The following is a 12,416-nucleotide window of genomic DNA, read 5'->3' as shown; positions in this document are numbered from 1 at the left end:
CTAACTTTTCCCAAGAGCAATTGAAGACCAGTTGAAATAAGGGTCCAAACTTTAACGGAGCCCTATTGCGCGGAGCTGGTCCCAAGGCTTGCAAGCTTCTTCGCAGAGGGAGCCCGCCAAACTTGGTAAAGGCCATATCCAATCAATGGGATATAAATAGAGTTTTCAACGAAAGGAGAATTGAGAAGCCAGTTTATTACCTGATCTTTTTCCAAAAGAAATGTAAGCGTAAGCGGATAGTACAATGAAAAGAGTAAGCCGTAAAAACCGATGGCAAATGTAATTCCAAAATAAATAAAGACAAATATTATAAGACTTATTTTCTTTGGTGCAGAAATAAATCCTAGAAAAGAAAATATAATTACACAGGAGAGGAGGAATTTTTTAATAAGTAGATCGAATATTTCTGTCTCAGTAACGATTGAGATGACGTATTCATGTAGTAAAGCTAGCAGGGCCTTTGAGGACAGGACAATAAAAGCATAGCATAGGTATGTGCGGATTAGTTCAGCACGGCTGACACTGAACATTGCGATGTCAGGACGAGGCTGTCCTGCTGGTTCTTCTGGTGTTTTCATAAATCAATATTTCGGTCAGATAAATGCAAATTGACCGATGAGACGGTCCGTGAAATTGCGGACCATCTTATGTTCTATACATGCATATGCAACCTAAAGTGCAAAATCTAAGACTTATGGTAGTAATAGGAAGCGCAGAACCCGGCTCGCCTGATCAGAGGCTCCGTATTTTGCACAGCGCTTATTTGGGTGCAATGTGAAGTTTTATCCAGGCATTTCATAGCTGTAAGAAGCGCAGAAGTTGGATTGGCTCTCCATGCCTTCTACCGTAATAGGCGGCATGTCTCCGTCAAAAACATCGATTGCCAGCATGTTCTTGCTTGGGTAGCTGAGAACGAGATAGCCATCTGTCGTGTCTGGCAAACAGAGATTGTTGTCACGGATCAGCATGAGCATATCAGCGCCCGTAAAGCGGTAGAGATTGGGAACTTCGCTGGTTACAGGCTTAATATGCAACACACTTCCTGTTGCCATAGTGATTGAGGTCATCCCCACGACGATATCACCGGTAATACTCGTCGCGGTGGTGCTGGAGGCACCCCATTTTTTATCAGGAGCCCCGCCAGCATAAGCAAGCGGAATGGAAGCGAGAGACAAGCCCAGAAAGACAGAAGTAATCTTGATTTTCATTTGGAACTACCTTGATTGAAACAGTCAGGGCGTGGGTTGCCCTACGACTTGTTGTAGGTAAACGAGCCGCAGAACCCGGCTTGCTGATCAACGCTCTTGCCAGCTTCAGGCGGTACATCACCTCCGAAGACATCAATCACGAGAAAATCTGGCTGCGACCGGTCGATGATCATGAAACCTTTATCGACGTCTTTCTCGCAGAAAACTTTGCCCTCTGGCAGGTCGAGAGACGTTGCACCAGTGAAGGAGAAGAGGTTGGGGGTATACCCTTCAACGCCCGTGATTGTCAGAATTCCAGATTTGCCCATCTCGATCGTCCCGGGAGCCAGAATAATGTCTCCGGTGATCTGCTCAGCTGAAAAGCTGTAGGCGTGCCAGTCTTCAGGGCCGGCAATTTCCGGCTCGTCCTGAGCCAGGGAACCAACAGGTGTCATCATGAGGGCAACAATGCCCAGAGCACCAGCGATACTTCGTAAGTTTGGATGCCGCATCTTAAGTCTCTTGAGGCCTCTCTCCGTTTATCGCAGAGATCCTAGGCGGCGAACATAAATATCTTCCTAGATCGAAATATCGAATTGCAGGCAAAACAAAAGCCACGCTGGAATCCAACGTGGCTTTGTCAAAGTACCGACGGAATGCCGGAAACTTAAAATTCTTAGTTTGGCTTTGCTTCGCCGTTTTCGCCTGCAGCAGGTGCCTGCTGAGCAGCAGCAGCCTGAGCGAGGTTCTGACGGTACAGAGCTGCAAAGTCGATTGGATCGAGCAGCAGTGGTGGGAAGCCGCCATTGCGTGTGGTGTCTGCAAGGATGTTGCGAGCAAACGGGAACAGCATGCGTGGGCACTCGATCAGGATGAACGGGTGCATATGCTCCTGAGGAACACCGGTGATCTGGAATACGCCACCGTAAACGAGTTCAACAGCAAACAGAACCTGCTCAGGAGTGTTCGCTTTTGCGTTCAGAGTAATAATAACTTCGAACTGGTCTTCGCCAATTGGGTTCGCACCAACGTTTACGTTGATGTCCAGCTTTGGCTGTTCACCTGGCTGAAGAGACTTTGGAGAATTTGGGTTTTCAAAAGAAAGGTCTTTAATGTACTGAGCCAGGATGTTCATGCCTGGTGCAGCTGCTTCACCCTGTTCACCAGCAGTATTAGCTTCACTCATATCGTTTTTCCCGTGTCGCAATAACAATCACTGGTACAACACACTGTCACTCTTAAGTGTTTGTTTGCCGTACCTGCGCAACTAGATGGTGGCTAGCATGCCCCAGAGGCGGATACAAGGCTATGCTAACATTTCAGCGGCAAAACAAGATAGTTCTGCCACATAACCCATTGGCAAGTGGATCACCTGTGATTTATGAAGGGCATCTGTGACATATTGGAGCAAGATTAAATGATGAGCACACCGGAAGGGCAGTCGCGACTGTTAGACCCGCAGATCAAGCTGGATACGCTTGTGCGCCTGCGTTGGTTGGCAGTGGCAGGACAAACTGTCTCTTTGCTTGTGGTGCACTATCTGCTCAACTTCCCGCTGCCCATCGGTTACAGCTACGTTTTGGTGGCCGCATCCGCCTGGCTCAATGTCATCCTCAAAATTCGCTGGCCATCAAGCACGCGCATTTCCAAAAATGCAGCAGCAGCTCAGCTGGCCTACGATATCATTCAGCTCGGTGGTCTGTTCTACCTCACAGGTGGTCTGGGCAACCCGTTCTGTTTCCTCATTCTTGCACCTGTTGTCGTCTCTGCAACCGCGCTCTCTTCCCGCAACACCATCATTCTCGGCGCGCTGGCCGGTGCAGTTGTCACGCTGCTCACCGCGTTCCATATGCCGCTGCCATGGTATGATGGCACGCAGATTGATCTGCCACCGCTCTACCTTGTCGGCGTCTGGTTCTCGCTCATGTGCTCCATGTTCTTCATGGCAACATACTCTTTGCGGGTTGCAGAAGAAGCTCGCCAGCTCTCCAATGCATTGGCGGCCAGTGACATGGTCCTGGCGCACCAGAAGCATCTGTCCGCGCTGGACGGCCTTGCAACAGCTGCCGCGCACGAACTCGGCACACCGCTGGGCACCATCTATCTGACGGCCAAAGAACTCTCCACTGAGTTTGAGAAGGGCGACCCACTGCGTGAAGATGCTGAGCTGGTTTATTCTCAGGCCGCGCGTTGTCGTGAAATTCTGAAGAAGCTCACAAGCCTGTCCAGTGATGCTGATCAGGTGTTCCAGCGTATGCCTATTTCGCTGTTGCTGGCAGATGTATCTGAGCCGCACCGAGGTCTCGGCATTGAAATCAATATCAAGGCTGAAGGCGTCGGACCAGAACCCGTCGGCGTCCGTGACGCTGCCATCAGCTATGGCCTCGGCAACCTACTCGAAAACGCCGTAGACTTCGCAGAAACCACCGTTCTTTTCGAAGCGAAGTGGGATGATAAGCACGTCGAAATCTTCATTCTGGATGACGGCCCAGGCTTTGCGCCGGACGTGCTTGCCAGAATGGGCGAGCCCTATGTTTCCAAACGCTCTGCACCTGCAATTTCAGAGGATGGTGAAGAAGAATTTGACGACGAAGCAGAACGCCAGTCAGGCGGTGGCTTGGGTCTTGGCTTCTTCATTGCCAAAACATTGCTGGAGCGCTCTGGCGGAAGAGTGAATTTTCATAATCGAAAAGATCCTGACCGCGGAGCTTTGGTTCATATACGCTGGCTACGTGAAACTATGGATCAGGGAGCGCAAACTCCAGAATCCTGAGAGTAAATCTCTAGGTATCCTAGTAAAAATACTTTAGCGAAATCTGGCTATAAAAGCCCATGGGAACTTCCCTTAACTGAAAAATATACTAAAGTGTCCTGTGAATACCGTAGATTAATCGGACCTGCAAAATGACAGAACCAGAAGTTGCACCTCTTGGACGCCTTCTAATCGTTGATGACGATCGTGCTTTCCAGCAGCGCTTGGAACGTGCGATGCAGAAACGAGGGTTTCACACGGAAACCGCTGACGGCGTAAGAGAAGCGCTGAGTAAAGTTGCAGCACAGGCACCTGATTATGCTGTCGTAGACATGCGCCTCGAAGATGGCAGCGGTCTGGACGTGGTTGAAGCCATCCGCATGAAAAAGCCGGACGCGCGCGCAATCATCCTGACCGGCTATGGCAACATCGCAACTGCTGTAACAGCAGTAAAGCTTGGTGCCATTGACTATCTCGCAAAGCCAGCTGATGCTGATGATATTCTGGCAGCGCTGACCCGCCGTCCAAACGATAAAGCCCCACCACCAGACAATCCAATGTCTGCTGACCGGGTTCGTTGGGAGCATATCCAGCGCGTTTACGAACTGTGTGACCGCAACGTTTCAGAGACAGCTCGTCGCTTGAACATGCACCGCAGAACGCTTCAGCGCATCCTGGCAAAGCGCGCACCGCGCTAATCCAGAGCCTAGGCTACAGAAATACAAAAGCGCGGCTCAAACCGCGCTTTAATTTTGTCTGCATGTAAGAAAGAGGGGGAGCTTTAGCTCTTCTCTTCTCTCTCAAGGCTGTGCTTCTGGATCAGCGGCAGCTGCATCATGGTGAAGACCATGGTGATCGGCATGAAACCGAAAACTTTGAAGTCCACCCAGAAGTCCGTTGAGAAATTGCGCCAGACAAACTCATTGATCAGCGCCAGTACAAAGAAGAACACGCCCCAGCGCATAGTCAGCTTGCGCCAGCCTTCTGCATCCAGCTTGAAGGCGCTGTCAAACACATAGCCCAGCAGAGATTTACCGAAGAACAGCCCGCCCAGCAAAATAGAGCCGAACAGGGTATTCACAATGGTCGGTTTGAGTTTGATGAAGAGATCGTCCTGCAAATACAGCGTCAGTGCGCCAAACACGAGCACCACACCACCAGACACCAACGGCATCACGGGTAGATGGCGGGTGAGGATGTAGGACACGGTGAGAGAGATGGTGATTGCCACCATAAAGGCGGCCGTCGCAATAAAGATCGGCTGACCAAGAGCACCCAATGCAGGAAACATCTCGGCAAGCTGTGCGCCTCTGGAGTTGGCGATGAAGAAAACGCCCAATGGACCGAGCTCAAGGGCCAGTTTCAAAAGTGGCGAAACGTCTTGGCGCTCAGTTGTCTGCGTAGAGCGTTCTGAATTCATCTGCAAAGGCTTCCTTTTGTTGCTTTTCTCCCGACCTGAGAGATTTAAGCAGCAATTTTGCTATTAAAAGGGCAATTAAGAGCGAAATTGCAAAATCGTCAAGTTTTATGGCACCGATATAGCCGTTTTGAGGGGCTCCAGCCTAAATTATGCTTTAGCCCATACGAGTACAGGCTCGCGCTTGTCCGTTCTATCTCCATTCAAGATGGATTTCGCTTTTGCCGCTTGATGCAAAAGCATGTCTGCAAAAATATCAACTCTTTGGCCAGACATACGTTCGTTAATTTCCGCAAGGGTGATACCTCGGCCACTTGCGCCACTTGATCCATAGTTAGCTTTTAGTGTCTCTGCTTGATTGATGATCTCAGTCAAGATCCGCAGCGGATATCGGATACTGCGCGATTGGCAATACGATGCGATGTGGATTGGAGAGAAATCACAAGCGTCAAGGCCACAGCACTCAATTTCGCACATGTTGGCGCAATATCTTGGTAGGGATATTAGATGATCTTCCATTGTCTTAAATGCTTAATTTCTTAGAGTAATCGTATTGTGAGTTCAAATCGTGTTTTTGCTCTTCTTTTCTATAAATCGGTTGAGCCTTTCTGATGGATTGATACCTCCTCATAAAAATTGCGCAATTGACTCAGTTGTTTTGACCTAGGGATATTTGGCAGAGTGTTTGCCCTTCAACCTTAAACAGATTGTGTCGCACTCTAAACACTAGAATTTCATTTCGCCCGCAACCTCTGAATGAGTTATGCTTTGTGCAAGTGGGAAATCCGGGAACGATGATATTCAAAGGTCTTTCTAAAATGGCTGTTATTGCAATTCTTCTGGTCGCGCTTGTGGTTGGCGTCACAGCAAAACTTATTTGGCAAAACTCCAGAGTGCCGGATTATGTTGGCGTGCATGATGGTCAGTTTGCAGCTCTGCCCAACTCCCCCAATGCCGTCTCTTCTCAAACAGAAGATACAGCCCGCCGTGTGGAGCCTCTGCCCATGCTCTCCTCCTTTGATATCACACAGGCAGCTCTCACCAACACCTTGCAGGAGATGGGTAAGAACAAGATCAGCAAGGTTGAAGGATCATACCTCCACGCCGTCTTCACAAGCTCAAGCATGGGTTACAACGACGATGTAGAGCTCTGGATCGATGAAGAAGCAGGTGTCGTGCACTACCGCTCCCAATCTCGCGTCGGCTACAGCGATATGGGCGCCAACAAGGCTCGCTACGAGCGTTTCAGAAGCATTTATTCCACATTCACTGACGCAGAGAATTGACTCAGAGGCAACTAACACGCCTGTGAGTTTCGTAGAGTCAATATCCCCTTGAAATGACTCATTAATCCACCCGATTGCATACAGCGCAACTGACTCTGTGGGAGATAAACCGCAGAAACCTCGAGACTCACAAAACTGTAAGTAGCCAGTGAGTCTGAAGCGGGTCAGGAGGGCGGCCTACTTGCTGCAGTGGCTCTGGCATTTGAAGAAGATGAAGCTTGGGTTCTTCTGCAGCTTCTCATAATGAATCGGAGATTTTTCCTTCATCTCGGCAGCAGGCATCCCTTCGCGCAAGTCCACAACACACATTCCGGCAGCTGAGAGCCACCCAAACAGCATGGAGAGTGGGCGGCGATAAAAACTCACCTTCACCGGCATACCAATGGTGTTCCATTCCTCCGTCACATGTTCCTGACGCAGATAACTGCCGCTTGGAGAGCACTGTGCATCCACCAGCGGATGATGGGTTGAGAACACGAAGTAACCACCCGGCTTCAACACGTTTCCGATGTCTCTGAAAAGTTTGTTCAGGTCTTCGACGTAATGGATCATCAAAGGACAGATCACCAGATCGAACTTACCTTCCAGTTTCTCCGGCAACCCATTAGACAAGTCGGAGGTGTAGCACTTAACGTTGTCGTCCAGCTTCTCTTTCACGAGCTTCAGCATTTGCTCGGATTCATCAATGCAGGTTACATCGGCACCGTGATCATAGAGAAACTGCGCATACACGCCGGGGCCGCACCCAAGATCCAGAACTTTCAGCCCTTGCAGCGGAGGCAGCATGCCAAGCAGTGTGGGGCGCTCTAAAAGAGCGTTGTAGATGTTCTCCTGAATGGCCTCATCATACTGCTCGGCAAAATCGCTATACAACCGAGATGTCATTCACGTACTCCGCATCAAACACATGTTCCCGAACAAGACCTCTGATCAACGCCTAGAAATATGCGACAAAACCATAATTAAAAGCAGCCGAAACCAACCGGAATAAAGGTAAATACCTTTCAAAATCCGTGTTTCTGCCATGCTGCCAGATGGGCCTTGTATGAGTCTAACGCGAAAAAACTGTGTCGTGATGACGGCAAGCTCAAGCTCATATCACAGCAACTACGAGATGCCGGAGTGCTTGAAAAACGGCAGACCTACCGCTTTTCTCTCAATAACCAGATAAAGAAGACCCCACCAATAAGCCCGGTAATGATGCCAATCGGCATGTCTTCTGGTTTCATCAGTGTCCGTGCAATAACATCTGCAAGCAGCAGGAAGATTGCCCCAAACAGCGCTGAAACAGGGATCAGGCGCCGATAATCACCGCCCACGAACAATCGCACAATATGAGGCACCATAAGCCCCACAAACCCGATCATACCCGAGAACGCCACCATAACACCTGTAATCAGCGCACCAATCACAAAGGTTTCCAGCCGGAAGGCACCAACGGATATGCCAAGTGTTGTCGCCGTCTCATCGCCAATTGTCATCGCGTTGAAATGCCCTGCGCGAAACCACAGCCAGAGCCCGCATAAAGCAAGCACCACCAGCGGGTAGGCGAGATGCCCCCACTGTGCCAGCCCCAATCCACCCAGCATCCAGTAAACCACAGTATGCGTCGCCCGTGGGTCTGCCAGAAAGATGAGAATATTGGCGCCTGCCATCAGCACAAAACTCACCGCCACACCCGTCAGCACCAGACGGTCGGCGCTGGTCGCGCTTGTAAACTTCGCCACCCCAATCACCAGCAGTGTTGCGCCAAGAGCGCCCAGAAACGCCAGTAAAGGCACGGTGAGCATCCCCAAAAATAGCCCCGTATGCAGCAGAGCCAACACCGCTCCAAACGCACCACCAGCTGAAATGCCGATTAGGTGCGGGTCCGCCAGCGGGTTTCGGGTGACGGATTGAAGGCAAGCTCCCACGATGGAAAGCCCGGCCCCCACCATGATCGCCAGCAGTGCACGGGGCAGGCGGATCTCCCAGAGAATGCTCTCCCGCCCCAGCGACCAGCTCGGCTCAACCGTGCCCGGCACCAGTTTGTTGGCAAGAACACCCCATACAGTCTCCATGGAAATGGAAACCGCCCCAACGGAGACCGCAAGGCAGACAGAAAGAACCAGCGCAGCCAATCCCACGCAGCCAATCTGCAGCAAATGATGAGAAGAGCCCTCTTTGGAGGCTACAACAACGCCGGTTCCTTCGCTCATTGTTAGTTACCCCAGAATGCGGTTGCGAGTTTCTTGATCGCCTTGATGTTCCGTGGGCCCGGAGTTGCTTCAGCATATTCCAGCGTCACGAACCGGTCATTCTTCACCGCATCCATATCCGCAAAGGCGGGGTTGTTGAGCATGAACTCACGCTTCTGTGCAGCAGTCACTTCGCCGTAGTTGATAATCACGATCACTTCCGGGTTGGTCTCAACCACAGCCTCCCAGTTCACACGCACCCAGCTCTTATCCAGGGTATCCGTCACGTTGGTGCCGCCAGCAGCCTCAATCAGCGCGGTTGGCATCCCATAACGACCAGCAGTGAACGGAGAATCTTCACCTCCGTCATAAACAAACACACGCAGAGGCGTGTCGCCAGCGCTCAGGCCAGCCTTGAACTGCGCAAGGTCTTCACGATAAGCCTGCACCAACGCTTCCGCCCGCTCTTCAACGTCAAAGATGCGGCCAAGGTTCAAAAGGTCATTGTACATGTCATCCATGGAAACCTTTGGCTTCTCGCCAATATGGATGCAGCTCTCGGTCAGCTCATAAACCTTGATCCCAAACGGTGCCAGAGTTTCCGGCGTAACCGGGCCGCCAACCTTCATGCCGTAATTCCATCCGGCAAAAAAGAAGTCTGCATCAGCCCCAATCAACACTTCTTTGCTTGGGTATTTGGGAGCAAGCTCCGGCAATACAGCCACCTGATCAGTCAATTCAGCATCCAGCGTTTTCCAGCCAGAAATGCCAGTGTAACCTGCCATGTTGTCCTGCAATTCCAACGCCAGCATCATCTCGGTGAGATTGGAATCGTTGGAAATCGCCCGCTGTGGCACACCATCAAATGTGACGGTGCGGTTACAGCTCTTGACGGAAACCTCTGCCAGCGCAGCAGAAGAGGAAAGCAGCGCCACAGCCAGCGCCAAACCAAGTTTTTTCATGAAAAGTACCCTTAAGAATGCAGGTCGAATGTCAGAAGAGAGTGTTGTCGGTCCACCAGCTGATCGCGCGTTGTACGCACCTGAAAAGCCTTGGAAACCAAAGCGGGGGAGAGGATCTGCTCCGGCGCCCCAAAGCCAAGCATCTGCCCGTGGTCCAGCAACAGGATCTGGTCACACACCTCAGCCGCCATGTTCAGGTCATGCAAACTGGTGATGATCGTCAGATCCAGCTCTTCAATGAGCTTCAGAATCTCCAGCTGATGGCGAATGTCGAGATGGTTGGTCGGCTCATCCAGAATGAGCAGCTCTGGCTCTTGCGCCAGTGCCCGCGCCACCATCACCCGCTGCCGCTCCCCGCCAGAAAGCGTGCCAAACAACCGTCCGGCCAGCCCATCCAGCTGCAAAGCGCGGATAGCATGGTCCACCACCTGCCGGTCGCGTTCGCCAGATGCCGCCAGACCGCTGCGATAAGGCGTGCGCCCCAGCTCCACGATCTCACGCACCTTCAGCGCAAAGTCCGTCGGCTGCTCTTGCAACACCGCCGCCACCCGCTGCGCCGTCACTTTGGCGGAGAGGGACCAGATGTCATCACCACCAACGCAAATCTGCCCGCTCTTCGGCTTGTTGAACCGATAGAGCAGCCGCAACAGCGTAGACTTGCCAGCTCCGTTCGCGCCAACCACGCCAAGCACTTGGCCCGCAGCCAGCTCAAAACTCAATGGCTGCAAAACCAACGAACTCTTACGATCAGGTGCCCACGAAACATCGCGAACAGAAACAAAAGCCGCGCTCATGCCAAAGCACCCTTGCGCAGCTCAGCCCCAATCAACCAGCCGAAGGTGCCCAATTGATGAGAAACAGGATCAAGCATCGTACCAACCCACCTGAGTGAAACGCTACACATCATCAATGTAACGTTATAACGTTACATTGATTGTCGAATCCTGAAGCAAAAGTCAAGCGCACACGCGCGTCGACCATCAGCGGTTCGCAAAACGATCCGGGATAAAGTTTAAGTCTTGAGGAAACAGGTAACATAACGCCCTCCGCGCAAAGGCAGGGGCAAACAGAAACCGGATATGTGACAGGCTTTCGCCAATTCAACCATTATGGCCTCCTTCCGGGACGCCCCGCCCGGGTTGAAGTGAAACATAATGGCAGGTCTCCTGACTCGCGGGTCTGTGCTCAGCCAGCCTTCCCGGATCTCTCCAGTGGCATGCTTGGCCTCGCTCTCCGCTTACAGTTGCGGGGGCAGTCACGGAATTAGCGCCTGTTGGCTACACTTCACCGTGTTCCCTTTTAATCCCGAGGCCTTTCGCACCTCAGAAACCATAGGTGCGCATACTGAGTATTGAGCCCCCCAATTGCAAGAGGTTTCGCAAACGAACCTGAAACGCTGTTGATAGCAGCCTTACCCACCCACCGTCATCCCGCACTCGATGCGGGATCCAGATCGGCGGGCGTCGGAACCACTAGCCCTTCACTAGCCTGTTCTTGATGACTTCACCGTGCATCCAATGTGTGTCGCTCTGAACGTGATCAGCTCGCACATATTTGGCCATATGTGTTGCCATATCAGTCTCTTGGAAACTCACAGTGGTTCTGACGACAAAGCCTTCCTGCTTGTTCAGATCCAACTTATTCAACACAGCTTCGACGCTGGTTGGAGTAAACAAACCCCTGTGCAGCACCGGAACAGGGGTAATGCCAAGCTCTGCAAAACGGCCCAATGTCGCATCCCAGCTTTGTGTGACGCCATCAACGATCCAGGCAAAACCCAGAAAGTAGGAGGGTAAACTGTCATAGGAGACTGAATGCTGTGCGAAGAGATATTCACCAACAATCCGCTCATCCTCAGCAAGACACGGCGAAACACCTGCCGCAAAAGCTTTCATCCAATCACGGGATGGATGATACCCACTGTCAGGACTACGCGCATGGCATCCATTCTGCAGAATAGTCGTGTTCTCACCGTCCATCTTCTCGGTAAAGACAACTTCTGCGGCGCTTGCCAGAGCCGCCGAATCCTTCAGGATCTTGTCATCGCTCATAACACCGGGAGAGCTGGGCAAGTGATAGGTGCGGCCATACTTTTTCATCGATCCCGCAGCTCCTTATCTTCAAAGCTAATAAGGGAACTCTGATTGTAATTCCTATGCTCATTGAGCCAGGACATCGCCCCTCCTTTTTATCGGGAGGTGATTACAAGCTTTAACGAACAACCACAACCACCCACCGTCTTCCCGGACAAGCGCGACTAACTGCATCCCTGTCAAAACTACCAGTTTGACAGAGTAATTGCCTCATCCCATCCTCATGCATGAAGCGCACAAGCCCTTTGTTATGGGCGGGAGGGTGGTGAATAAAATACCCTTTCGAGGGGAATAAACCCGCTTGACTGTCTGCAGGTTTCGAACGTCCCGCCCGCCAAAGGGCTCTCACTTCGCCCCTCGTCTTCCCGGACAAGCGCAGCGCAGATCCGGGATACAGAGCGACACGCTCAGGCATAAGCCACGACACAAACACCTCGCAAACCACGTCATCCACAACCTTGTAAAAACTGTCAGTTTGACAACCGCTGGTTTTCATTACACATTCATCTTTGAGGCGTCGAAACCTTTCCAAACAGCGGAAG

Annotated in this window: 14 protein-coding genes and 1 riboswitch; of the genes, 3 read left to right on the top strand and 11 right to left on the bottom strand. The window is 51.5% G+C overall.

Annotated features, from left to right (window positions below; genetic code table 11):
• Nucleotides 1–62: 62 nt before the first annotated feature.
• The 4 genes from PsWM33_RS22335 to secB all read right to left on the bottom strand — a co-directional run bounded on the left by PsWM33_RS22335 (nt 63) and on the right by secB (nt 2,373).
• Entirely contained in the window at nt 63–578 is a 516-nt protein-coding gene (locus tag PsWM33_RS22335; protein ID WP_153039993.1) for a hypothetical protein, read from the bottom strand.
• Between the two features lie 204 nt (nt 579–782).
• Nucleotides 783–1,208, bottom strand: a complete 426-nt coding sequence (locus PsWM33_RS22330) for a hypothetical protein (protein WP_063301682.1) — start codon at nt 1,206–1,208, stop codon at nt 783–785.
• A gap of 41 nt (nt 1,209–1,249) precedes the next feature.
• Nucleotides 1,250–1,699 (bottom strand): hypothetical protein, encoded by a 450-nt coding sequence (locus PsWM33_RS22325; RefSeq protein WP_063294264.1) that lies wholly within the window; start codon nt 1,697–1,699, stop codon nt 1,250–1,252.
• A 164-nt stretch (nt 1,700–1,863) separates the two neighbouring features.
• A complete protein-coding gene (gene secB, locus PsWM33_RS22320) occupies nt 1,864–2,373 on the bottom strand; it encodes a protein-export chaperone SecB (protein ID WP_063294263.1) in 510 nt (169 codons plus the stop codon).
• A gap of 231 nt (nt 2,374–2,604) precedes the next feature.
• Here secB and PsWM33_RS22315 point away from each other — a divergent pair, with 231 nt between their 5' ends.
• Together PsWM33_RS22315 and PsWM33_RS22310 are read left to right on the top strand one after the other, a co-directional pair.
• Entirely contained in the window at nt 2,605–3,960 is a 1,356-nt protein-coding gene (locus tag PsWM33_RS22315) for an ActS/PrrB/RegB family redox-sensitive histidine kinase (RefSeq protein WP_057463015.1), read from the top strand.
• Nucleotides 3,961–4,091: 131 nt separating this feature from the next.
• Complete coding sequence (locus PsWM33_RS22310) at nt 4,092–4,637, top strand: ActR/PrrA/RegA family redox response regulator transcription factor (protein WP_057463014.1); 546 nt, start codon at nt 4,092–4,094, stop codon at nt 4,635–4,637.
• An 83-nt stretch (nt 4,638–4,720) separates the two neighbouring features.
• Here PsWM33_RS22310 and PsWM33_RS22305 read toward each other — a convergent pair whose 3' ends face one another.
• Complete coding sequence (locus PsWM33_RS22305; RefSeq protein ID WP_063301681.1) at nt 4,721–5,359, bottom strand: septation protein A; 639 nt, start codon at nt 5,357–5,359, stop codon at nt 4,721–4,723.
• Nucleotides 5,360–5,506: 147 nt separating this feature from the next.
• Entirely contained in the window at nt 5,507–5,875 is a 369-nt protein-coding gene (locus PsWM33_RS28720) for a DUF6331 family protein (RefSeq protein ID WP_275078573.1), read from the bottom strand.
• A 299-nt stretch (nt 5,876–6,174) separates the two neighbouring features.
• Here PsWM33_RS28720 and PsWM33_RS22295 point away from each other — a divergent pair, with 299 nt between their 5' ends.
• On the top strand, nt 6,175–6,642 hold the full coding sequence (locus tag PsWM33_RS22295; protein WP_063301718.1) for a DUF1499 domain-containing protein: 468 nt from the start codon (nt 6,175–6,177) through the stop codon (nt 6,640–6,642).
• Between the two features lie 177 nt (nt 6,643–6,819).
• Here the strand turns inward: PsWM33_RS22295 and PsWM33_RS22290 are convergent, their stop codons facing one another.
• The 5 genes from PsWM33_RS22290 to PsWM33_RS22270 form a co-directional block, all read right to left on the bottom strand.
• Complete coding sequence (locus PsWM33_RS22290) at nt 6,820–7,527, bottom strand: class I SAM-dependent DNA methyltransferase (RefSeq protein WP_063301679.1); 708 nt, start codon at nt 7,525–7,527, stop codon at nt 6,820–6,822.
• Nucleotides 7,528–7,784: 257 nt separating this feature from the next.
• On the bottom strand, nt 7,785–8,840 hold the full coding sequence (locus tag PsWM33_RS22285) for a FecCD family ABC transporter permease (RefSeq protein ID WP_063301678.1): 1,056 nt from the start codon (nt 8,838–8,840) through the stop codon (nt 7,785–7,787).
• Between the two features lie 2 nt (nt 8,841–8,842).
• The gene (locus PsWM33_RS22280) at nt 8,843–9,781 is read right to left on the bottom strand and encodes an ABC transporter substrate-binding protein (RefSeq protein WP_063301677.1); all 939 of its coding nucleotides are present in this window, start codon (nt 9,779–9,781) and stop codon (nt 8,843–8,845) included.
• Nucleotides 9,782–9,792: 11 nt separating this feature from the next.
• Nucleotides 9,793–10,575 carry an ABC transporter ATP-binding protein gene (locus PsWM33_RS22275; protein ID WP_063301676.1) on the bottom strand — a complete coding sequence of 261 codons (783 nt, stop codon included), beginning with the start codon at nt 10,573–10,575 and terminating at the stop codon, nt 9,793–9,795.
• Nucleotides 10,576–10,920: 345 nt separating this feature from the next.
• Nucleotides 10,921–11,130: riboswitch (cobalamin riboswitch) on the bottom strand.
• Between the two features lie 123 nt (nt 11,131–11,253).
• On the bottom strand, nt 11,254–11,880 hold the full coding sequence (locus PsWM33_RS22270) for an RNA ligase family protein (protein ID WP_063301675.1): 627 nt from the start codon (nt 11,878–11,880) through the stop codon (nt 11,254–11,256).
• Nucleotides 11,881–12,416 lie beyond the last annotated feature (536 nt).

Source organism: Pseudovibrio sp. WM33 (genome assembly GCF_001623165.1).
Classification (GTDB): Bacteria; Pseudomonadota; Alphaproteobacteria; order Rhizobiales; family Stappiaceae; genus Pseudovibrio.
The sequence above is the reverse complement of the archived record's forward strand: the minus strand, read 5'-3'. Positions and strand labels throughout refer to the sequence as shown.